Source organism: Hanstruepera flava, assembly GCF_023634025.1.
GTDB lineage: Bacteria > Bacteroidota > Bacteroidia > Flavobacteriales > Flavobacteriaceae > Hanstruepera > Hanstruepera flava.
In genome coordinates, this window is the sequence record NZ_JALJCW010000001.1 from 356,054 (window position 1) to 378,995 (window position 22,942).

General features: G+C 33.3%; 21 protein-coding genes. 3 read left to right on the forward strand and 18 right to left on the reverse strand.

Annotated features, from left to right (window positions below; translation table 11 throughout):
- Positions 1–46 precede the first annotated feature (46 nt).
- The 14 genes from coaE to MTX13_RS01730 all read right to left on the reverse strand — a co-directional run bounded on the left by coaE (position 47) and on the right by MTX13_RS01730 (position 16,183).
- Positions 47–634, reverse strand: coding sequence for a dephospho-CoA kinase (gene coaE, locus MTX13_RS01665; protein WP_250432635.1), 588 nt, complete (start codon positions 632–634; stop codon positions 47–49).
- The gene (locus MTX13_RS01670; RefSeq protein ID WP_250432636.1) at positions 631–1,596 is read right to left on the reverse strand and encodes a CdaR family protein; all 966 of its coding nucleotides are present in this window, start codon (positions 1,594–1,596) and stop codon (positions 631–633) included. Before MTX13_RS01670 ends, coaE begins: the two co-directional genes overlap by 4 nt.
- The gene (locus MTX13_RS01675) at positions 1,593–2,600 is read right to left on the reverse strand and encodes a glycosyltransferase (RefSeq protein WP_250432637.1); all 1,008 of its coding nucleotides are present in this window, start codon (positions 2,598–2,600) and stop codon (positions 1,593–1,595) included. Before MTX13_RS01675 ends, MTX13_RS01670 begins: the two co-directional genes overlap by 4 nt.
- Before the next feature lie 72 nt (positions 2,601–2,672).
- The gene (locus tag MTX13_RS01680; RefSeq protein ID WP_250432638.1) at positions 2,673–4,970 is read right to left on the reverse strand and encodes a T9SS type A sorting domain-containing protein; all 2,298 of its coding nucleotides are present in this window, start codon (positions 4,968–4,970) and stop codon (positions 2,673–2,675) included.
- Between the two features lie 183 nt (positions 4,971–5,153).
- Complete coding sequence (locus MTX13_RS01685) at positions 5,154–6,878, reverse strand: T9SS type A sorting domain-containing protein (RefSeq protein ID WP_250432639.1); 1,725 nt, start codon at positions 6,876–6,878, stop codon at positions 5,154–5,156.
- Positions 6,879–6,999: 121 nt separating this feature from the next.
- A complete protein-coding gene (locus MTX13_RS01690; RefSeq protein WP_250432640.1) occupies positions 7,000–8,733 on the reverse strand; it encodes an FG-GAP-like repeat-containing protein in 1,734 nt (577 codons plus the stop codon).
- Positions 8,734–8,844: 111 nt separating this feature from the next.
- A complete protein-coding gene (locus MTX13_RS01695) occupies positions 8,845–9,660 on the reverse strand; it encodes an enoyl-ACP reductase FabI (RefSeq protein ID WP_250432641.1) in 816 nt (271 codons plus the stop codon).
- 39 nt (positions 9,661–9,699) lie between these two features.
- Positions 9,700–11,352 carry a DNA repair protein RecN gene (gene recN, locus MTX13_RS01700; protein ID WP_250432642.1) on the reverse strand — a complete coding sequence of 551 codons (1,653 nt, stop codon included), beginning with the start codon at positions 11,350–11,352 and terminating at the stop codon, positions 9,700–9,702.
- Positions 11,353–11,410: 58 nt separating this feature from the next.
- Positions 11,411–12,298 carry a type IX secretion system protein PorD gene (gene porD, locus MTX13_RS01705; protein WP_250432643.1) on the reverse strand — a complete coding sequence of 296 codons (888 nt, stop codon included), beginning with the start codon at positions 12,296–12,298 and terminating at the stop codon, positions 11,411–11,413.
- Positions 12,291–13,502, reverse strand: a complete 1,212-nt coding sequence (coaBC, locus tag MTX13_RS01710) for a bifunctional phosphopantothenoylcysteine decarboxylase/phosphopantothenate--cysteine ligase CoaBC (RefSeq protein WP_250432644.1) — start codon at positions 13,500–13,502, stop codon at positions 12,291–12,293. The genes porD and coaBC overlap by 8 nt, the downstream gene beginning before the upstream one ends.
- Positions 13,503–13,511: 9 nt before the next feature.
- Positions 13,512–13,841 carry a DNA-directed RNA polymerase subunit omega gene (locus tag MTX13_RS01715; RefSeq protein ID WP_104736160.1) on the reverse strand — a complete coding sequence of 110 codons (330 nt, stop codon included), beginning with the start codon at positions 13,839–13,841 and terminating at the stop codon, positions 13,512–13,514.
- 12 nt (positions 13,842–13,853) lie between these two features.
- Positions 13,854–14,666, reverse strand: coding sequence for an outer membrane protein assembly factor BamD (locus MTX13_RS01720; RefSeq protein WP_250432645.1), 813 nt, complete (start codon positions 14,664–14,666; stop codon positions 13,854–13,856).
- A 114-nt stretch (positions 14,667–14,780) separates the two neighbouring features.
- Positions 14,781–15,662, reverse strand: a complete 882-nt coding sequence (gene dapA, locus MTX13_RS01725) for a 4-hydroxy-tetrahydrodipicolinate synthase (protein ID WP_250432646.1) — start codon at positions 15,660–15,662, stop codon at positions 14,781–14,783.
- Positions 15,662–16,183 carry a DUF6913 domain-containing protein gene (locus MTX13_RS01730; RefSeq protein ID WP_250432647.1) on the reverse strand — a complete coding sequence of 174 codons (522 nt, stop codon included), beginning with the start codon at positions 16,181–16,183 and terminating at the stop codon, positions 15,662–15,664. The genes dapA and MTX13_RS01730 overlap by 1 nt, the downstream gene beginning before the upstream one ends.
- Positions 16,184–16,253: 70 nt before the next feature.
- Between MTX13_RS01730 and MTX13_RS01735 the strand changes: the two genes are divergently transcribed.
- Both MTX13_RS01735 and MTX13_RS01740 read left to right on the forward strand, forming a co-directional pair.
- On the forward strand, positions 16,254–17,015 hold the full coding sequence (locus MTX13_RS01735) for a 5'-nucleotidase C-terminal domain-containing protein (protein ID WP_250432648.1): 762 nt from the start codon (positions 16,254–16,256) through the stop codon (positions 17,013–17,015).
- A gap of 2 nt (positions 17,016–17,017) precedes the next feature.
- Positions 17,018–17,932: a bifunctional metallophosphatase/5'-nucleotidase gene (locus MTX13_RS01740; protein WP_250432649.1), complete on the forward strand. Its 915-nt coding sequence runs from the start codon at positions 17,018–17,020 to the stop codon at positions 17,930–17,932.
- On the opposite strand, the gene MTX13_RS01745 is transcribed toward MTX13_RS01740, so the two are convergent.
- A complete protein-coding gene (locus tag MTX13_RS01745) occupies positions 17,929–18,678 on the reverse strand; it encodes a hypothetical protein (RefSeq protein ID WP_250432650.1) in 750 nt (249 codons plus the stop codon). The two genes, MTX13_RS01740 and MTX13_RS01745, sit on opposite strands and share 4 nt — an antisense overlap.
- A gap of 155 nt (positions 18,679–18,833) precedes the next feature.
- Between MTX13_RS01745 and MTX13_RS01750 the strand changes: the two genes are divergently transcribed.
- A complete protein-coding gene (locus MTX13_RS01750; protein ID WP_250432651.1) occupies positions 18,834–19,232 on the forward strand; it encodes a DoxX family membrane protein in 399 nt (132 codons plus the stop codon).
- A 2-nt stretch (positions 19,233–19,234) separates the two neighbouring features.
- Here MTX13_RS01750 and MTX13_RS01755 read toward each other — a convergent pair whose 3' ends face one another.
- The 3 genes from MTX13_RS01755 to prmC all read right to left on the reverse strand — a co-directional run bounded on the left by MTX13_RS01755 (position 19,235) and on the right by prmC (position 22,940).
- On the reverse strand, positions 19,235–19,972 hold the full coding sequence (locus tag MTX13_RS01755; RefSeq protein WP_250432652.1) for a hypothetical protein: 738 nt from the start codon (positions 19,970–19,972) through the stop codon (positions 19,235–19,237).
- Between the two features lie 99 nt (positions 19,973–20,071).
- Complete coding sequence (ligA, locus tag MTX13_RS01760; RefSeq protein WP_250432653.1) at positions 20,072–22,066, reverse strand: NAD-dependent DNA ligase LigA; 1,995 nt, start codon at positions 22,064–22,066, stop codon at positions 20,072–20,074.
- A 1-nt stretch (position 22,067) separates the two neighbouring features.
- Positions 22,068–22,940, reverse strand: a complete 873-nt coding sequence (gene prmC / locus MTX13_RS01765; protein ID WP_250432654.1) for a peptide chain release factor N(5)-glutamine methyltransferase — start codon at positions 22,938–22,940, stop codon at positions 22,068–22,070.
- Positions 22,941–22,942: the final 2 nt, after the last annotated feature.

Below are 22,942 nucleotides of genomic sequence, written 5' to 3' on the forward strand. Positions count from 1 at the left end.
TTAGCATTTAACCTTACATTAACAAAAATGTTAAAATTTGAAGTTCTTAGTATGATTTAAGTAATGTTTTATGAATTTTTAGTACTTGTTTATGTGTGTCTTCTAGCTTCAAATTATTGATAACAAAATGTGCTTTAGCCTTGTTATCATCATCTTTTGATTGATTATTAATAATAGCTTGAACTTTTTCTTGAGTTGAATTATCACGTTTTATAACCCTTTTAATACGTTCAGTAATAGGTGCTGTTACCAATATAACATAGTCACAGTTTTTATATCCGCCTGTTTCAAATAAAATGGCAGATTCTTTTAACACATAAGGTTTTTCATTATGCTTTTTTAACCAGCGTTTAAAGTGTTGACCAACTTTTGGGTGTACTATACTATTCATTCTTTCCAAAAGCTCTTTATTATTAAAAATTATTTGGGCAATGTAAGGTCTATTAAGAATATTGTTTTGGTAAGCCTTTTCACCAAACAAACCAATAAGTTTTCGTTTAATTACTTTTGATCGGTTCATTAGCGCCTTGGCTTCAATATCTGAATTATAAACAGGCACACCAAACTCTTTAAACATATTTGCAACCGTAGTTTTTCCGCTACCTATACCTCCTGTAATACCTACAATTTTCATTCTGTAATTATAAATTCTATTTGTTTTAGGTTTATTTTCAAATTTCTAACACCTTCAGGTTTTTTTATAATTCTAGGTACAAAATACGATTGGGTATCATCAACGTCATTAAAATTACATTCAACCTTAAAGTTTTCACTTTTTACAGATTTAAAATTCGTTAAACTTGTATAATATGAAACCATAACTGTTTTAGGAAAGTATTTAATTTTAATACTATCTGGGATGTTTACTACTTCGATAGGAACTTTTAATTTACCTTCAGTAAATTTTTCAACAGATGCAGAAACTAAAACTTCTTTTGGAGTGAATTTTAGTTGATTGTTTTCTTCTGAAAGCTTCAATGATACTTTTGATTTAATCTCTGAAGACACTTGGTTTAATTGTAAGGTATCGGTTTCTATATGATGAATTTCAGACAAAACAGATTTAGGACCTACAACTTTTACAGAATCAGGCGACAACTCAAAACCTTTCAATATATCATAACCCAATTTAAATTTAATATCTGAATTTAATACCACTGGAACTTTTTTAATATCATTTTCATCATATTTAAACCATAACGTATCAGGGTTTAGATTAACAATTTCAACATCCTTATCGAATTGAGCTATGATATTTGAAAAAGCTGTTTGGTTATTCCAAACATACATCCCATTGGTTTTACTTATGTTTTCAGAAAAATCTAAAGCTATTTTAGGCTTATTAAAGTAAAACTTTAAAAAGTTAAACCCTTTTGTTTTTAAACTGATATTTAAAATTGGTGTTGAATCGTTAATAATCACATCGGTTTCCGGTACATTCACCTCAACAATGTCAAACGCTATAGTGTTAGTATAGGTTTTTGACAGTTTTGTTAGAATTAAAATTACAAATGACAACAGTAAAAACATTAAAAAAATATTAATCCGTTTACTTTTTACAGATTTAATTAATTTGTCTTTGAGTTTATTGGTCATTTTGCTTTGAAAAATAAATCAGGAAATTGTTCCTCTGGATTTTTATTTAGCACCTTAATTACAAAGATAGACTTTATAAACCCCAATCCATAGCCCCAAAACTGAATACAAACGGCCAGCAAAGCTAAAACTGATACAGCTAAACTTTTTGAAGAAAACAAGGCTGATATAAAAAGCACAAAAAAATAAAAACCATACAGATAGATGGGCCAGTTTATATGCAAGAAAATCAAAATTATAGATATTAAAAGCCCAAAAATAAATATGGTAGGAAACCAATAGGTAAACTTTCTAGTTTCTGGATGCCATGTATTTAAAATTGGCCGTACTAAACCAAATTTTAAAACTTGCTTATAAAATTTAGACCACGAAATGCGACGTTTATGATATACAAAAGCTTCATCTATTAATGCAGTTTGAAAACCATTTTTCCAAAGCCGTATTGACAGATCAGGGTCTTCTCCTGGATGAATTCTTCCAAATCCTCCTGTTTTTAAAAAAGCTTCTTTAGAAATACCCATATTAAAACTTCTGGGTTGAAACTTATTCACGCTAGCTTTATTACCACGAATACCGCCTGTGGTCAATACTGAAGTCATAGAAAAGTTAATAGCCTTTTGTATATCAGAAAAGCTACTATGGGCAGCATCTGGACCACCAAAACAATCAACATAATTTTTAGACAAGTATTCGTAAACCGTATTTAAATAATTAGTAGGCAGGATACAATCGGAATCTAAAATAATATAATAGTTGCCTTTAGCTGCTTTCATACCATAATTACGAGAATCACCAGGCCCTGAATTATCCTTATACAGATACTGAATATCTAAATCATTTTTATATGAATTTACAATTGTTTCTGAACTTAAATTAGAACCATCTTCAACAATAACTATTTCAAAGGGAATATTAGCGCTTAAGTTTTTAAAGCTTAATAATAACTCATCTATTTCGTCTGGACGATTATAAACAGGTATAATAAAGGAGAAACTTAACTGCATATGACAAATGTAATTAAACCCATAAAAAAAGCCACTTGTTTAAGTGGCTTTTTAATTGTTAGTTTAAGTGTGTTAATTTTTAATTATCCTTATCGTTTCTACAGTATCATCAATTGTAACCTGAACAAAATACGATCCCGTTTTTAAGGGTGACATATCTAATTCGCTATTTAGTGTATTAGGAGCAGTTTGCATAACTTTTTGACCTAACATATTGTACACCACTATATTTTGAATATCTTTTTGTGCATTTAATGTTAGTGTGTTAGTAACTGGGTTGGGATAATAGGCGAATATTGAATTATTCTCAAAATCGTCAACACTTAAAGTAGCACTATATGCAGAAATTTGGAAAGATACAATATCGTTATTTCCGTACTCAAAAATTCTTACATAAAGCGTTTGACCAGCTAAATTGATATCTGAAATTGATATCAAGGAATAAAAGCCATCATCACTTGCGTCATCATCACAAGCCACTAAAGCAAGTGAACCACAAGTGCCTGAATAAACCGCCATTCCAGTATCACCACCATCTCCAACAGGGTTTCCATTGGTTTCAATAGTTAAATTTCCATCAGCAGGAACCACTACCGAGTACCAAACATCTCCTCCTAGGTAAGAAGAACATCCAGGTGCTGGAATAGATGGGTCACCAACTTCAGAGGCCGTTGCGCTCTCGTTATTACCATTTACTGCGTTATCAGCAAATACAGTGCCTGGTGTTAAAGGCTCTGCACCTGCACAATCATCGTTACCTGGTGGTGGTGGCGCAGATTCAGACGTAAAACTCCATAGTGGACAACCTGTAGCAGGTGTAGTTGCATTTAAAGGTACAACTGTCCAGTAAATAGTTGTGTCATATGCTCCAACTGGCGCATCAAAAAATGTATCTGTTGTATTCGCAAAAAATGCTTGATCGCTACCATCAGACATTGTCCCTACATAAATATCATATGCTGTAGGTGTTGGACCTGAAGCCGGTGCTGTCCAAGATAATGTTATTGGGTCAAATGCTTCAACTCCTGTTTCGCCATTAGCTGGAGTAATTGGTTCCATAGCACAATCGGGAGCAGGTTGTATTGGGGTGCAAGCTGCTTCAATATCAAACTCGACACCAGGATCACCATTAATCCAATTGCCAACACGGATAAAATATTCATTTCCTGCCAAAGCTGTAAAGCTAACTTCAACTGGGTTTTCTCCAGAACCTCCAGCAGCAAAACAAGTACCAGGTGTTATACCTGCACAAGTTCCATCTGTGCTTTCATATACTTCCACCTGTGCTTCTTCAACTGATGCCGTAACAGTTAGAACTACATCCATATCTGTTCCTGTTAATTGATACCAAACATCATCTCCAATTGTGCCAACACAAGAAGTTGCACTACCTCCGGAAGCTGCAACCGTAGTTTGACCAGTTAATGGTGTATTACATGTTAACATAGTAGCATTAGCACATAAATCATTAGAAGGTGGTGGTGCCGCGAGGGTGGTAAAACTTGTTGAAGGACTCCAATCACTATATCCATTGGCATCACAATTAGCTCTTACAAAAGCATAGTATGTGGTTGAAATATTTAAACCCGTTGCTGTATCCGTAGTTACTCCAGGTCCTGTTGAACCAGAGTCAATTGCTGTATCTGTATCTGGATCTCCATCGGTATCCAAAACAACCCATTCAAATCCTAATGTAGCTCCAGCATCATCATCCCAAGACAAGTCAGCTGTAACATCTGTAGCTGCAGCCATAAGATTTCCTGGAACAAAACATGAAGGTGGCACAGCAGAAGTTATAGTTGGAGATTCAAAACAAAATCCCCATTCCCAAGCTCCACCTGTTCCTCCAGCATCATCATCAAAGTAAATTCTATATTGAAAATTAGTTTGTTGATTACCTGTAAATGCCATTATATCTAAAGGCATACTTGTAAACGAATCTCTAGCTCCAGAACAAAAATTATCTGTAGGTTGATCTGAAGTTCCTACAAATGTCTCCCAAACAACCCACATACCTGCATCTGCATCCCAGTACTCCAAAGTTAATGTGTCATCCAAATCGTTGTAAGTAAAATCGACATCAACAGTTAACCAAGTTTCTCCAGCACCAAACGCAGCAGATAAATCAATTATTGGAGACTCTGCTGCAATATCATCTTCACTTGGGTTTCCAGCATCATCATCATCAAAAGCAAAGTTAGATGTGGTTGTCGGATCGGCTTCAAAAGCCGTAGGGTCTGTGTTATAAGTTCCAGTTACTGACCATGAAGCGTTTGGCCATCCCGCATTCTGATTTAATGTTTGACTGATTCCTTGCCATGAAACAAACAAAAACAATAAAAAAGAAAAACAATAGGTAGTTTTTTTCATATTGTATCAAATTAAATGTTAGTAGTTCTTTAAAGTTAAACAATATTTATTTTGAGTTAATTGGAAATAAACATTTAATCGATTAAACGTTGTTTTCAATAGACCATCTGTAAATTAGTCGTTTAAACAACAAAAAAGCCGCTCAATTGAGCGGCTTTAAAAAATCATATTTTAAACTCTTATTTAGTTTTTGATAATTCTAATTGTTTCTGTTACATTTTCAACTGTAACCTGTACGAAATAAGCACCAGGGTTCAAGGTTGTCATATCAACTTCGCTATTAACTGTATTAGGAGCAGTACGCATAACTTGCTGACCTAACATATTATACACAACTACATTTTGAATATCTTTTTGTGCATTTAATGTTAATGTATTAGTAACTGGATTTGGATAGTAAGAGAATAAATCATCGTTAGCATTAAAATCTTCTGTTGATAATGTAACACCGCAAACTACATATCTCGTTCTTGCTGTATTTTCATTACCACATTGGTCGTCAGTATGTGTGTAGAAACGTACATTACCTGTTACTGTTGATGTCCAAGTTACACTATCTAGACCTCCAATATAAGCTGTTAAACCGTCTTCACTAGCGATAGTAATAAAATCAGTAGGAACAGAACCTCCAAATATATAATTCTCTCCAGCAACAACAGTTACCAAAGAATACTCTCCTGCCCAAGCATTGGTAGTGATATTGTTTTGTGTTGTACCGTCACAAGTTGCAGAGGCAGCCACATCGTAAGTAGCTCCTGGAAATTGACCACTTGGAGCCGTTAAGCACGCATCTCCAGATGGTGTTTCACTAGTAGCAGACCACAATGCACATGGACCAAGAGCATCTACAGCACCAACTTTTGGTACAATTGACCAATATACTGTTAAACCATATTCACCAAACGCAACATCATAAAATGTATCTGTTGTATTGGCAAAAAAGGCTTGGTCACTACCATCTGACATGAAGCCAATATAAAAATCGTAAGAATCTGGAGTAGGTCCTGAAGCAGGAGCTGTCCATGAAAAAGTAATTGGTGCTACAGCACTTAATCCTGTTGCGCCATCAGCAGGTGTTATTGGTGCTGTTGCACAATCTGGTGGACATGATTCTAAAGTTGTTAAGTTATCAGTATCATTACATGTTCCATCTGCAGCATCTTCAACTGTAATAGTAACATCTGTACCTGCAGAGAAAGGTCCAACAGAATATGGTGAAGCAGAACCGTCTATTCCATTTATTGCTGGAGCACCGCCATCGTTTAGAATATTAACTGTAGATGCTGTTCCTAATCCAGTAATATCTACATCAATAAAAAATTCATCAGCTGGACAGTTGTTCGTACCTTGACTTAAAGAAAAAACAGCTGGAACACAAGTAGGTGCAGGTGCAAATGTTAATGACCAGCTATCAACAGTTCCAACATCACCACCAGCATCGTCACATACTAGTAAGTTCCAAGTTCCGTCAGCATCCACCCCTGTAAATGCAGACAATGGGTTTAAGGGATCAAAAGTACCAGTAACTGGTGTAGTTGCTGCAGTTGGGAGAGGAGTTCCTGCTCCGTCTTGCATAATACAATCTACAAAACCATCTCCACTTCCTCCTATGTTTTGAATTAATAATACTGTAGTGCCTCCCGACGGATCTTGTAATTCAACTTGAATGTCAGCATTCCAGGTATGTGTAGCATTAAAAGTAACACTCTCTAAAACATTAGTAGTTCCTAAAACACCAACTCCAGTAACTGCAAGAGGTAAAGTTAATTCATCAGCCGTACCACATGTTGCAGCAGTGGTACCATTTCCGTTCTGCATATCGTAAGGACCACCAGTGTCTGTAAAGGTTTGAGAAAACCCTAATGAAAAGGTAAATAATGCTAAAAATAATAAAGTAATTTTTTTCATATTTAATTGATTTGATTATAAATTATGTTAATAATTCTTAAAAATATGTAAATAATCTAGGTATAAAAGTATGACAACTATCAAATCGACAAAAGGATTGATTTTACCGATGAAATACATGCTACATTTTAACGATTTTTCTAACAATATCATTTTCATCGTGATATACTTTTATATAATAAATACCACTTGAAAATTCTTCCAAATTCAAACTATACGTTTTTGAATTTGGTTGAGCTTTGAATATTTCTTTACCAAAAGAATCATATAGTGAAAATCTGATTATAACAGTATTTGATTTAATAGTAATTTCTTCTAAAGTTGGGTTTGGAAAAACCAATACTTGCTGTATGTTCTCTTGAACGGATTCCGTAGATAGAGGATTTGAACCTTCAACAATAGTTAATGTATTATTTGCTGATACATTTTCTAAATAATCAACTTGACCGCTTAACCAGGTAACTTTAATATATTCCACCACTGTATTTGAGCCAAGACCAAAAAATTCTGTGTTAGAATTTTGAGAAATATAACCTTCACCGCATAAAGTATAACGATACTGTTTATTCCCATTTACAGATATTTCAATTTTAGAGCCAATACCATCTTTATTACTTAATACTCCCTGTAGGTTTACCTTTAACCAATTATTAGTTTGTGTGGCTACATTTTTCCATAAAAAAACATTCTCGTTATTTGAATTACTTACCAATATTTCTGGATAACCATCATTATCCACATCTCCTATTGCGTTTGAATGGCTAATTCCTGTATCTCCTAAAAAACCTGCAGAAGGTGTACTGAATGTTTCATCAGCATTATTTGTATAAAATTGTGCTGATGCTAACGATGGAATACTCCCATCCATTGAGCAACTTACATACATATCGAGATCCATATCGTTATCAGCATCTAAAAAAACGCTTCCCCATGCGAAACTGTTTAAAGCTGTACCAGTAACGGTAGTAACATCTGTAAATGTACCATCACCATTATTTTTATAGAAAACATTACCGCCAATAGGTGTATTAGTTATGTAAATATCAAACCAGCCATCATTATTATAATCTCCTATTGTTGCCGTCATTGCATCGATGGCTACATTAACTCCTGCAGCGGCAGCTACATTTGTAAATGTATTGTCTCCATTATTATGGTAAAGAAAATTTTCATTAAAGTTCTTATCGTTAATTACATAAATATCTTGCCAACCATCATTATCATAATCGAAGAATGCAGAACAAAACGACAAGTGACTTGATGTATGTATTCCTGCAGCTATACTAATATCAGAAAAGGTACCGTCTTGATTGTTCAAAAACAAACGATTAGGCTGTACAAAATTGTCATCTCTGTTGCTTAAAAATAAATCTAAAAAACCATCATTATTAATGTCCCCAAATGAGGCTCCCCAAGTTTCAATATTAGTTGTTGGTAATCCGGCTAGAGCTGTTACTTCTGTAAACATAAAAGCCCCATTATTGTTATAAAGATGATTGCCATCAGTATTACTGACTACCATTAAATCTTTATCTCCGTCATTATCATAATCTGCCCAAACAATTTGTCTGCCTTGCACATTATTTGAAGTAAGAGCAAAATTTTGTCGCGTAAAAGTTCCGTCTTGATTATTTAGAAAAAATTCTGATTGACTTCCAGATTCAGTGGCTAATGAGATGTCATCCCAACCATCATTATTAAAATCGATGAAAGAAACTCCTGAACCATATTCTAAATCTCCCGCAGACATAACAACTCCAAGAGCAGTTGCTTGATTTTCGAAATTAATTTGTGCTTTAAGATTGTAAGTTAAGCACATAAACAAGAAAAAACATAATAAACCTTTAGACTCCATAATTAACATCTATTCCACTAATATAGATAAATTTTAATTTAAATATTTGCAAAAAAAAAAGCGAGAATCCTGTAATGAATTCTCGCTTTAATAAATCTTGTATATTGTATATTATTTTTTGACAAAAGCCTCCATAACCGCATCGCTAACTCCCATATTACTAAATCCACCATCATGAAATAAATTCTGGAGTGTAACTTTTCTTGTTAAATCACTAAACAACGAAACGGTATAGTTTGCACAATCAAGAGCCGTTGCATTACCTAAAGGCGACATTTTTTCGGCATAAGAAATAAACCCATCAAACCCTTTTACACCACTACCTGCAGTTGTTGGTGTTGGTGATTGAGAGATGGTATTAACACGAACTTTTTTATCACGCCCAAAGAAATAGCCAAAACTTCTTGCTATACTTTCTAATAGTGCCTTATTGTCTGCCATATCATTATAATCTGGAAAAACACGTTGGGCAGCCATGTATGTTAATGCCACTATACTACCCCATTCATTCATGGCATCTTTTTGATAAAGCGTTTGCATAACTTTATGAAAAGAAGTTGCCGATACATCAGTACCTTTTTGGGTCCAATCATAATTTTGTTCCGTATAATGATTTCCTTTTCTAACATTTATTGACATACCAATAGAATGCAAAACAAAATCGATTTTACCTCCTAAAATCTCCATAGATTTTTCAACCAGGTTTTCTAAATCTTCAAGCGAAGTAGCATCAGCAGGAATAACTTGAGAGCCTGTTTTTTCAGCTAAAGCATTAATTTGTCCCATTCTCATAGCAACTGGAGCATTGGTTAAAACAAAAGTCCCACCTTCTTCGTGTACACGTTCTGCTGTTTTCCATGCTATTGAATTCTCATCTAAAGCTCCAAAAATAATTCCTTTCTTACCTTTTAATAAATTATATGACATAGTTATGATCGTTAGTTGTTTTGTTTTTCAAAGATAGTATTAATTCAATAATTGTTTAGCATGAGCAACTGCAGAAGTTGAAATTTCTTTTCCACCAAGCATTTGAGCTATTTCAACAATGCGATCATCTTGATTTAATTTTCTTAATCCAGATTGCGTTACATTATCCACATCTTCCTTAAATACCTTAAAATGAGTATGGCCTTTCGCTGCTATTTGTGGTAAATGTGTTATAGTAAACACTTGCATTTTCTCACTCATTTGCAACATAATATTGGCCATTTTATTTGAAACCTCTCCAGAAACCCCTGAATCAATTTCATCAAACATTATTGCAGGCAATTGAATATAATTAGCTAAAATAGACTTTATTGCCAACATAATTCTGGAAAGTTCTCCTCCAGAAGCTGCCTTTTTCAATTCATTGAACGATCCACCTTTGTTGGCCGAGAACAGAAAATCTAAATCATCTTTGCCATTACCGAAGTATTCATTTTTAGAATTAACTGTAATTTTAAATTTAGCATTTGGCATTCCCAATTGCCCTAAAATAGATTCTAATTGGCTTATCAAGTTTGGAAGAACTTTTGTTCTGCTAACACTTATAAGATTAGCTATTTCGTCTAATTCAATTTTGGTACTGTTAACCTCTTGTAGTTTTTCTTGAATAGAATCGTCAAGGCTTTCGATAAAACTGACTTTTTGTTCTAAATTATCTCTTACCTCAATTAATTCAGATACCTCATTAACCAAATGTTTTTTTAGTAAGCTGTTAATTACTTGAAGTTTGTGCGATACGACTTCCAACTGCTTTGGGTCCAGTTCTAAAGCATCTTGTAAGTTTTCTAAATCCGTAAAAATATCATCCAATTCAATTGAAACACTTTCTATACGTGTATGAATATTTTGATATTTGGTTGCAAATTTTGATAGCTTTTGGGTTAACGCCTTTAAATTAAACATAGCAGCAGAAACGCCTATCTCATCTTCATTAAAAATGGTGTTTGCATGAGCCAAACTCTCTTTAATTTCCTCAACGTTACTTAAAGTCTCGTACTCCTCCTCCAATGCTTGTAAATCATTTTCTTCAAGTCTTATCTCTTGAAGCTCTTGTAGTAAAAACATGTTATAGTCATGTTCTTTTAAAGATTCAGATTTATGCTTCAAAAGCTCATCATACTCATGTTGTGCCTTTTTTAAATTTAATAGTGCTTCCTTATAGGCAATAAGGTATTTTTTGTTATTTGCCAAAGCATCTATTACTTGAAATTGATATAAATTATCTGTTAATTGAAGCGTTTGGTGTTGCGAGTGAATATCTATTAATTGCTCACCCAACTTCTGTAAATCACTTAAATTCACAGGGGAATCATTTACAAAAGCCCTGGATTTTCCTGATGGTAGAATTTCCCTTCTAATAATGGTTTGTTTGTCGTAATCAAAATCCAGTTTATTAAATAGAGCTTCTAAATCGTAATCAGACACATTAAAAACAGCTTCAATGACACACTTATTTTCTGTGTTTTTTAAGGCACTTAAATCTGCCCGTTTTCCTAAAATGAGTGATAACCCTCCTAAAAGTATAGATTTTCCTGCACCAGTTTCACCAGTAATAATGGTTAATCCTTGCGTAAAATCAACTTGAAGGTTCTCAATTAAAGCATAATTTTTTATTGAAAGTGAAGCTAGCAAGACAATTGGTTTAAGTTTGGTTAAAAATACGAATTCAATTTAGTAAAAAACCAAATTACTAAAACTTAATATTTCTCCACTTACTAGAATAAGTAGGTGCTACACGGTTTAAAGTTGAAACCAAATCGGTGATTTCTACATTAGGTCCATCTGAAAAAATCTGCTCAATTTCATCACTTTTAGCGTCAAAAAATGTTCGCAATAAAAACGAATTGGGTCTTCGTCTATTCATTACAGCAAACTCTTCAATAGCGCTTGCTATATTCTCTTTAGATTGAGTAATGTTTTCGTGCATTAAATCCAATCCGTTACGATGATAATCATATAAAACCGACCGGTATTCTTTAAACGTAGGAGACATTAAATTATCAATCAAAACAAAACGGGATTGATTTCCATCTTCTATCTTCCACCCTTTTGCACCTCCTTGCTGTGAATAATTTAAAATGGTTTGTGCTTGTTTCAAGAATTCGTCACCACCATTAAGTTCAAATGTATCAGCATCCAACCCTAAAACCATGTATACATGAAACGCTATAACAGAGATTAGATTAGACTCATATTGATTCTCGTTGTAAATTAAGTTCTGAAATTCAACATATCTAAACGTAAAATCCTTGTCATTAAAATTATATATCGGTGTGTAGTATGTAGAACCGAAAACAGGTCTTGATGATTGTACTTGTAACGACGCTTTAAAAGCGTCTCCAGAATATTCAGTTACATTAATATAAAAATTACATTCTACGGTTTCTTGAGGACCATAAACCCTATTGGTCCATTTGGTATTATTAACAAACTCTCGTAATTGTTTTTGCAATGTATTAAAAACAGGTAGGTTTTGATTTCCTGACAATTCGGTGTTAACAACTACATTACACCTTAATTCTTGAGCGTTTACTGTTAAAGTAAAACCAACTAAAAAAGCAATTAATAATCTATACATCAAGTTGTTTAATTATTTCGTTTAAAAGGTCGATAGCGACTTCACTTTTAGGCTTCAAATCACATTCAGTAACCTTGTTTGTTTTGTCAATAAAGGTAACTTTGTTGGTTTCAGTTTTGAATCCAGCTCCTTTATCGTTTAACGAATTTAATACAATTAAATCTAAATTCTTCTTTTTAAGTTTAGCTTTTGCATTCTCAAGTTCATTGTTGGTCTCTAATGCAAAACCTACTAAATACTGATTGTCCTTAATCTCACCTAATGAAGCTAATATATCATTTGTTTTTTCTAACTCAATAGATAACGTTGCATTTTCTTTTTTTATTTTTTGATTGGCTACCTCTTTTGGTCTATAATCTGCTACAGCAGCTGAAAGAATAGCAATGTCTACATTATTATAATATTTATGACAAGCTTGATACATCTCTTCAGCACTTGTTACAGCAATTGTTTCTATTAAGCTATGATTAATGCTTTGGTGGGTAGGTCCGTGAACCAAATAAACCTCTGCGCCTTTATTGGCTGCAGCTTTAGCAATCTCGAAGCCCATTTTACCACTTGAGTGGTTACCTATAAAACGAACTGGGTCAATAGCCTCATAAGTTGGGCCTGCAGTAATGAGCACTTTTTTATCACGTAATGGTAATTTGTTTAAAATATCGTTTTCCATAAAGGTTACAATATCTTCAGGTTCAGCCATACGTCCTTCACCAACCAATCCGCTGGCTAACTCACCACTTGTTGCTGGAATAACGATATTTCCATAGCGTTTAAGTACATCTAATGATCGTAACGTTGAGGGGTGTTTATACATATCTAAATCCATAGCAGGAGCAAAATAAACAGGACATTTTGCTGAAAGATATGTGGCTAAAAGTAAATTATCGCATACACCATTGGCCATTTTCGAAAGTGTATTGGCTGTTGCAGGCGCAATAATAAAATAATCTGCCCAAAGCCCTAATTCCACATGATTGTTCCAAACGGCATTATCATCCTCTTCATTAACAAATGTTGAGTGGACTGGATTTTTGGAAAGGGTAGATAACGTTAAGGGTGTTATAAAATCTTTAGAGGCAGGTGTTAACACTACTTTAATGTCAGCACCTGCCTTTATAAAAAGTCTAACCAATGATGCCGTTTTATAAGCTGCAATACCAGCACTAATGCCTAAAAGTATATTCTTGCCGCTTAATATTGACATCTAAATATATTATTCTTGAGTATCTTCCTCCGTATTTCTATGGTAAATTTTACCGTCTAACCATTCTTGTACAGCTAACGCGTGCGGTTTAGGTAATTTTTCATAGAATTTAGAAACTTCTATTTGCTCTTTGTTTTCAAAAATTTCTTCTAAACTATCATTGTAAGTCGCAAATTCTTCCAACTTTTCAATAAGTTCTTTTTTAATTTCTGAATTAATTTGCTCTGCTCTTCTTGAAATAATTGAAATAGCCTCATAAATATTTTCTGTAGGCTCGTCCACCTTATTTCTATTATAAGTTGTTGTGTTTACTGGAGCGTTGATTTTCTTTAAATCCATTATATAGTTGTATTAACTTTTAGTCGTATAATTTTGTAATTCACTCTGTATTTCCTCATACATTTGGTTAGCTCTTTCCATATATTCAGAACCTGAATACGATTTTTTGAAAGCCAGATAATGTGTTATAGCTTCTTCCAGGCGTTCTTGACGCTTATATAAAACGCTATTTATAGCCAAGTTGTAAGCTGAATCGAATTTTATAAAAAATGCTTCTTCTCTATATTGCGATGCAGGAAAATTAAAGATAAAATCTTCCATTGCCTTAATTGGTGCATTATAATCTCCTGTATATCCTGCAATAGCATTGTATTGCTTTGCAATTTCGAAAGCTTTTTTCTCTAACTTAAAATCTAACTCTTTAACCAGCTCGTTAGCCTCTGGTATATATTCAGATTCAGGATAAGTATTTATAAAAGCTTGCAACTTATCTAAAGCATCGCGCGTTTCATGTTGCTCCTTTGTATAAACTGGAGCTAAATTATATGCACTTTTTGCACCCAAAAAAGAGGCTTCCTCTAGCTTCTCACTATTAGGATATGCGCCAACAAATCGTTCAAACTGATACGAGGCCAAATACCATTCTTCCATTTCATAAAACGTTTTGGAATATAAATACATTAACTTTTCTGCTTGTGGTTTACCCCTATACGAAGGAACAATAGCGGCAAAAAGTTTATTTGCTTTTTCAAACTTTCCTGCGTCATATTGTTTTTCGCCCTCTTTAAACTTTGTACCAATATCAGTCGTCTTTAACGCTTTTTGATATTCGCTACAAGAACTTAAAAATGTGCAAGTTAGAATTATGTATAAAAATTTCCTCATAGTTTTAAAACAGAATGCAAAATTAAGTTATTATTATGGAATTTAAAAATATTTTATTCCGCTAAAATAACTGATGAATTCAGGTTTCTAATAGGTTTAAGTATAATTTAACTTTTAGTTGTAAGCCTTTACAAATTGGGTTAATCCTTCTTGTAAATTTGTTGATGCTTCTACAAGTGGTAGCCTTACCGTTTTATCGCATAATCCTAACTCATTTAGTAGTGCTTTAATACCTGCTGGATTATTTTCAGAAAAAATCAAGCTTATTATTTTCATGAAGTCAAAATGCAATTTATAGGCTTCATCAACTTTTCGTTCAAGGCCCAAATGGATCATTCTAGAGAAGTTTTTGGGATATGCTTGCGCGATTACTGATATAACTCCTGAACCACCAGCTAAAGTTACTGGTAGCGCTAAATCATCATCACCAGAAATAACCAAAAAATCACTTGGTTTATCTTTTAACAACCATAGATATTGCGCCATATTTCCTGCGGCTTCTTTAACCGCAATAATGTTTTCGCACTCTCTTGCAAGTTTTAACGTAGTACTTGGCAACATATTTGAACCTGTTCTGCCAGGAACATTATACATAATAATAGGCACTGGAGAAATTTCAGATATAGCTTTATAATGAGCTAATATCCCTTCCTGTGTAGGCTTGCTGTAATAGGGCGAAACAGATAGAATAGCAGAAATGCCGTTAAAATTTGTTTGGTTAATTTCAGTAATTACTTGGGCTGTATTATTACCTCCAATCCCCAAAACTAAAGGCACGCGGTTATTATTGGCCTCATTTATGGTATTTATAATTTTAACCTTCTCATCTGAAGTAACCGTTACACTTTCGCCAGTAGTGCCAGAAATAACAATATAATCCGTACCATTTTCAATATTATAATTAACAATGTTAATTAGCGCATCGTAATCTACACTTAAATCTTTTTTAAAAGGTGTAACTATTGCAATTCCAACTCCTGTAAATAAATTATTCATTATTGTATTTTATTAAAAACTTTTAAATATTTCACCAATTCACTTTTAAAATCATCAAACTCATTAACTTTTGTTTCAATAATTAAATCGTTTAAACGCTTATCCAGCTGAAAAATGCTAACCTTAAATTTAGCTTTAGAATAGGCGGTTAGTAATTTTAACCTTAATATATCTTCACAATAATAACTAATCAGTAAATCGAATTCGGTATTTAAAAATGTCTCTAACTCAACATTGGTTATTTTTCCATGCCAACCAAAATCCTTACTATGAAAACATGTATTCCAAGAAAAAGCAGCATCTTTCTCATTATTTGCATAAGCGATAACTTGAACGGCATTAGGCAAAAGCCCCAAACTATCTGCAAGTGATTTAAACATTTCAAAATCATCGACCTCTTCAATATTAAAAATTACACCTACATTCTTAACCGTATGATTTTTATTAGTAACGCTTTGCGCTTTTAAAATTGTATTAAATTTATTTTTAATAGATTTTTCTTTAAATCCCTTTAAAATCATACTATATTTATACTTTAGACAAAGGTAATAAAAGTACCTTGATAAGAGCACTAAAATTAACAGTCATTATATGAGATTTCAATACGTGTTAATTCTTCTTTTTACCTTGATTTTTTGGGGATGCAAAGATGATTCATGGCATTTAAAAAAGATAGAAGGAAAGCAAATAAATATAAATGAAAAGCTAGATACTAAAAAAGAGATAGATGAATTTATTAAACCTTATCGGGAGCATGTTAATGCCGAATTGGATAGCGTACTATCCTACTCCGTTGATACTTATTCTAAAAAAGACGGCAAGCTTAACACTGCCATAGGGAATTTATTTGCCGATGTTATTTATGAGCAGTCTAACCCTGTTTTTAAATCGCGAACAGGCAATGATATTGATATGGTACTGGTAAATCATGGTGGTATTCGATCCATAATATCAAAAGGCGACATAACCATAAGAACTGCATATGAAATTATGCCTTTTGAAAATAGCATTGTTGTAGTAGGCTTAAAGGGAGAACGAATAAACGAGCTTATAAATTACTTAACCCAAGCTAAACGTGCGCATCCTATTTCAGGATTAAAACTTACAGTAGACGAAGCATTCAATGTTATTGATGCAACTATTAAAGGTGAACCCATTGACGTCAATAAGATTTATTATGTAGCCACAAATGATTATCTATATAATGGTGGCGACCACATGACTTTCTTTCAGCCCAATGAAGGCCTTGAGGTTTTAAACTATAAAATTCGAAACGCCCTGTTAGATTACTTTACTAAAACCGACACCATCAAACCTGTAATCGATAATCGATTCATTCAAATTACGCCTTAATCATGAAACGTCGCGACTTTATTCAACAAACAGCAGCTACTTCTGCATTTATTACTTTAGGGGGTTTAGGCCTTTCATCCATTGCAACTGCTGCTCAACAAAAAAAAATAACAATCCTACATACTAACGATGTGCATAGCCACATAGACCCTTTTGGTCCAGATGATGGCAAAAACCCTAACCAAGGTGGCATAGCTAGACGCGCTAGTTTAATAGATGATATCAGACAAGACAACCCAAACACATTATTGTTAGATGCTGGTGATATTTTTCAGGGCACACCTTACTTTAATTATTACGGTGGCGAATTAGAATTTAAGTTGATGAGCAAGCTTAAATATGATGCCGCAACCATTGGAAACCACGATTTTGATAACGGAATTGATGGTTTATTTGCGCAATTACCACATGCCGAATTTCAGTTCCTATCAGCAAATTATGACTTTTCAAATACTATTCTTGATGGTAGTGTTAAACCCTACAAGGTTTTTATAAAAGACGGCATTAAAATTGGAGTTTTTGGTATTGGAATTCAATTAGAAGGATTGGTTTTAAAGAACCTATACAAAGAAACCGAATACTTAAATCCTGTTGAAATCTCTCAAGACATGTCCAGGATTTTAAAAGAAGACGAAGGATGCGATTTAATTATTTGCCTATCACACCTTGGCTACAACTATAGCAATTCTGAAAAAATTGGCGATTTAAAACTGGCTGAAAATTCGACAAATATAGACTTAATTATTGGCGGCCATACCCATACTTTTTTACCGAAACCAACTGTTGTTAAAAACAAAGTCGGCAATAATATGCTTGTAAACCAAGTTGGCTGTTACGGAATTAATCTAGGAAAAATTGACTTTTATTTTGACAAGGATAATAACAAAAGTGCAAATGGCACTTCTATTATAGTTTAAGCTAGTGCATTATCTGAATTTGAAATGCGCAATTCCACCAAACTCTTTTTACGTTTTCTATTTTGTTCAATGATATAGTTGAATAAAAAGAATAAACCAAAAATGTGTAATACACGATCTAGCATTACAAAACTCCAATTGTAGATATAGTAATTACTTATGTAATAAAGTACATCAGAAAAAGCAAAGCACAATGCCATAGCCAGAAACAAGATAGAAGGCTTTGTGTCTGAACTTAAATACCCAACAAAGGCCACAAAACATAAAACTATTAATGCCATACTTTTTACACCAAACAAAGCAACCTCAACTCCGTTAGGTATTTGCAATCTCAAAACAGCAAACAACTCGTACATTAAATATGCGTTTATGGCAAATACAACAATTAAATAGCCTCCAACCACAAAATCAAAATTCAAGCTCTTTATTTTTGATAATGCCGCATATACCAAACAGAGGTAGCTAACACAGTAAAACAAGCTTGATATTTGTAATAATTGTTCTTCAGAGAAAAATACCGAAGAAAAATCTCCTAAAAACGAAAAAACAAGGCATAAAATAAAAATAGGACTAATGTATTTATTCTTCACAAAATAATACATTACAAATGCAGGAATAAATAAGGGTTTAGATAATTGCAATAATGCTTCATTTTCGCTTAAAGTCGCGATTACATTAAAAACAATTAAGATTAACAAAACACATACAAATATTTTGTTATAGCCTATTTGGAGCCAGTTTTTCAAGTCAGTAAGTATAAGTAGGTTATCACAAATATAAGAAAAATTATGACGTACAGCGTCATTTTTACGCACTTCATCGATTATTGTGTTAAATTTTTAAGCTGTTCGTCGGTAAAACTAAAAAAAGAAGACCAAGACCATAATTTAACATAAAAAGTATGACAACCTTAAAAAAAAGAATTCTTTTATTTATTCGAATTGCAATTGCTATTATATTAATTCAAACGTTACGATTTAAATTTAGTGCGCATCCAGATAGCGTGTACATATTCACAAAAGCTGGTTTAGAACCTCATGGAAGAATTATTATTGGCATAGTAGAACTTATTGCTGGTATTTTATTAATAATACCTAAAACCGTTTGGTTGGGCTCCAGTCTTACAATAGGATTAATGTTAGGAGCTATTTCTATGCATTTAACTAAAATAGGAATTGAAGTAAACAATGACAACGGCATATTATTTATTACCGCACTAATTACATTAACTCTAGCATTAATTACACTTTTCTACTACAAGGCTGATATACCTATATTGGGCAGAAAAAAAACAAGTTAAATTTATCCAAAAAATTGAACTTTCTTATTCTGAATTTTAGATTGGAAATAGAAAAAACAAAAAGCCAACACAAATAGCAATGTTTGTGATATGTTCAATAAATCTTTATCAGAAATGTAAAAGTAAGCTACTTGGATAACTTCAGAAAAAACGATACAAATTGATCCAAAAAACAACAATAGCGACTTTTTGTTATCATTATAAAAGTAACCGATTAAAGACAACGTTAACAAGAGCAACATAATTATGTTATAAACGAGTTCTATAACAAATAAAAACGAGCCCGAAACATATGGATTAACTATAGTTAACAATACATATACTATATATATGTTTAAAATGGTGAGCACAAGTAAGTGAATAGCGAAATTTTTGAAAATCTTCCCAAAATCAAGTGTTCTACTAACATCGTAAACCAACAAAGCATAAGCAATGATATATAGTGAATTTCCTACTAAATAGTACATATCATCAAACTTTAAAAGTTCAGCATCAGTCATGGTTTCAAAATCAAACCACAACTCACTGAATGCCAATAATTCAGAAATTGAAAACAATATTAAAAACCATGTGAAAAACAGTGATTTTCTAGGAACACTTACAAAGTAGAGAAGCGTAAAAACAGGAACAATCAAGGCCTTTGACAGCTCTGAACAGGTATACAATTGGTTGAATTCAAAAACTGCAAATGCCACAAACAGCAGCACTATACAACCAATTAATATATTTGATTTTCCCATAGATCAATCCCTTGATAACTGAAACAAATATATACAAAAATTACAATTAATCGATAAAATTATACACTTTAACGATAAAAAGATTTATTTATAATAATTCTAAATAATCATTTTTAGGAAGTCTTGTTCTGAAATTATAGGAATCTCAAGCTTTTCGGCCTTTTCTTTTTTACTTGGACCCATATTATCACCAGCTACAACGTAATTGGTTCTTGAAGATATTGAAGATGAAACTTTTCCGCCATTGTCTTCTATTAACTTTTTAAGCTCATTTCGGGAAACTGTATGAAAAACACCTGAAACAACAAAGGTATGTCCTTCTAGCTTATCGGTTTGATTGGCCAATTGCTCTTCAGAAAGCGACATTTGCAATCCAAAAGAAGTGAGTCTATTTATAATCTCTTGATTGTCATCTGAAGCAAAAAAAGATATTACACTTGTAGCGATTCGCCCTCCTATTTCATCAACATTAATCAATTCTTCAGATGTAGCTTTCGTTAACGCATCAATTGTTTTGTAATGTTTTGCCAATTTTTTAGCAACGGTTTCACCGACATATCGAATACCAAGAGCAAACAAAACACGTTCAAAAGGAACAGATTTAGATAATTCTATTCCATTTATCAGGTTTTCAGCACTTTTATCAGCCATACGCTCCAATGGCAACACATCTTCCTTCTTTAATTCATATAAATCAGAGTAATTAGAAATGAGTCCCGCATTTACCAAAAGTGTTACGGTTTCACCTCCTAAACCATCAATATCCATCGCCTTCCGACTAATAAAATGTTGAATTCTACCAATAATTTGGGGCTTACAACCATTATAGTTTGGGCAATAATGTTGGGCTTCCCCTTCTTGCCTCACTAAAGGTGTCTGACACTCTGGGCAATGCGTTATATATTGTGTCGGCTGGGATTGTAAAGGTCGCTGTGTAAAATCTACAGCAATGATTTTAGGAATAATCTCACCGCCTTTTTCAACAAAAACGGTATCTCCTACTCTAATATCCAATTTTTCAATCTGATCAGCATTATGCAAAGAAGCACGTTTTACAGTTGTTCCCGCCAATTCAACTGGTTCTAAATTAGCCACAGGTGTTATGGCACCAGTACGCCCCACTTGATAGGTGATTTCCAATAATTTAGTTGAAACCTGTTCGGCCTTAAATTTATAGGCCATAGCCCAACGAGGTGCTTTAGCAGTATAACCCAATTCATCTTGTTGCTGCAAACTATTTACCTTAATAACCACACCATCGGTTTCATAAGGCAAATCATGCCTATGAACATCCCAATAAGCAATAAACTCCAAGACCTCATCAATGGAATTGGCCAATTTAGCGGCATCAGGCACTTTAAATCCCCAGGCTCTAGCCTTTTCTAAACTTTCAAATTGTGTTTTTATATTTAAACCACTGCCAGTAATATTATACAGCAAACACTCCAAAGGTCGCTTGGCAACTTCTGCACTATCTTGTAATTTTAAACTTCCTGAAGCTGTGTTGCGAGGATTTCTATAAGGTTCCTCACCTATTTCTACGCGCTCTTCATTCATCTTGTTGAAACCTTCAAAAGGCAAAACGATTTCTCCCCTAATATCGAACTTCGGTGGATAGTCTCCTTTTAATTGCAACGGAACAGATTTAATAGTTTTTACGTTTGCCGTAACATCATCGCCTTGAACACCATCCCCTCTAGTTACAGCTCGCAAAAAATTACCATTTTCATAAGTTAAACTTATGGATGCACCATCATACTTAAGTTCGCAAGTGTATTGAACTGGACCGTCAACCAACTTTTTTATACGCGTTTCCCAATCCAATAAATCTTCTTTTGAATACGAATTATCCAATGAATACATACGATGCCCATGCCTTACCGTTTCAAAGTTTTTGGTAACAGCTCCTCCTACGCGTTGGGTTGGCGAATTGACATCAGCAAATTCGGGATGTTCTGCCTCCAACTCTTGTAAATGTTTGAGTTTCATATCAAACTCATAATCGCTAATCGTAGGATTATCCAAAACATAATAGTTGTAGTTATGCTGGCGTAATTCGTCTTGTAAACTTTTTATCTGTTCTTCAATTGTCATATTATGGTTTAAACGCTTTTATAATTCTATTGTTTCCGAAAATATCTTTAATTAATACAATATTTTTAAAATTAAAATCTGCTAGAAGCTGTTTCATTTCTTCACCAAGATATTGATTAATTTCAAAAAATAAATAGCCACCTTCTTTCAAATTATTAACTGCGAATGTTGTAATGGCCTTATAATATTTTAACGGATCATTATCTGGCACAAACAATGCCAAATGTGGCTCATATTTCAATACATTATTCTTTATTTCCTGTTTTTCCTGTTCTCGAACATACGGCGGATTGGAAACAATGACATCAAACTTTTGAGCTGCTGAATCGTGCTCAGCATTACAACTCATCAAAATATCTTCATGAATAAAATTTACTTTTACATCATTCATTTTTGCATTGTGTTTTGCAACTTTTAAAGCATCTTCTGAAACATCAAGCGCAAAAACTTCTGTATTTTTTAAGTTTTTTGCTAGGGAAATCGCTATACATCCTGTTCCTGTTCCAATATCCAAAATATCAAGAGACTTCTCGACTGCGCTCGAAGTAACGTTGTTAATAATCAATTCTACCAATTCTTCTGTTTCTAGTCGCGGAATAAGGGTATCTTCATTGACCTTAAATGGCAATCCGTAAAATTCCGTTTCGGCTATAATATATTGGATCGGTTCATGCTTTTTTAATCTGGATAAAGCATTAAACAGCGGTCCTTCTTCTGTTTTTGTTAGGGCTAAATGGGGTTCCATAACTAGTGTGATCCTATCTAAATCTAAATAGTGCTTTATTAGGATATTAAAAAAACTATCCACTTCATTAGTTCCGTATTCAACGTCTAATTCGTCATGAAAAATAGCTTGGATATCTTTTAACAACATAA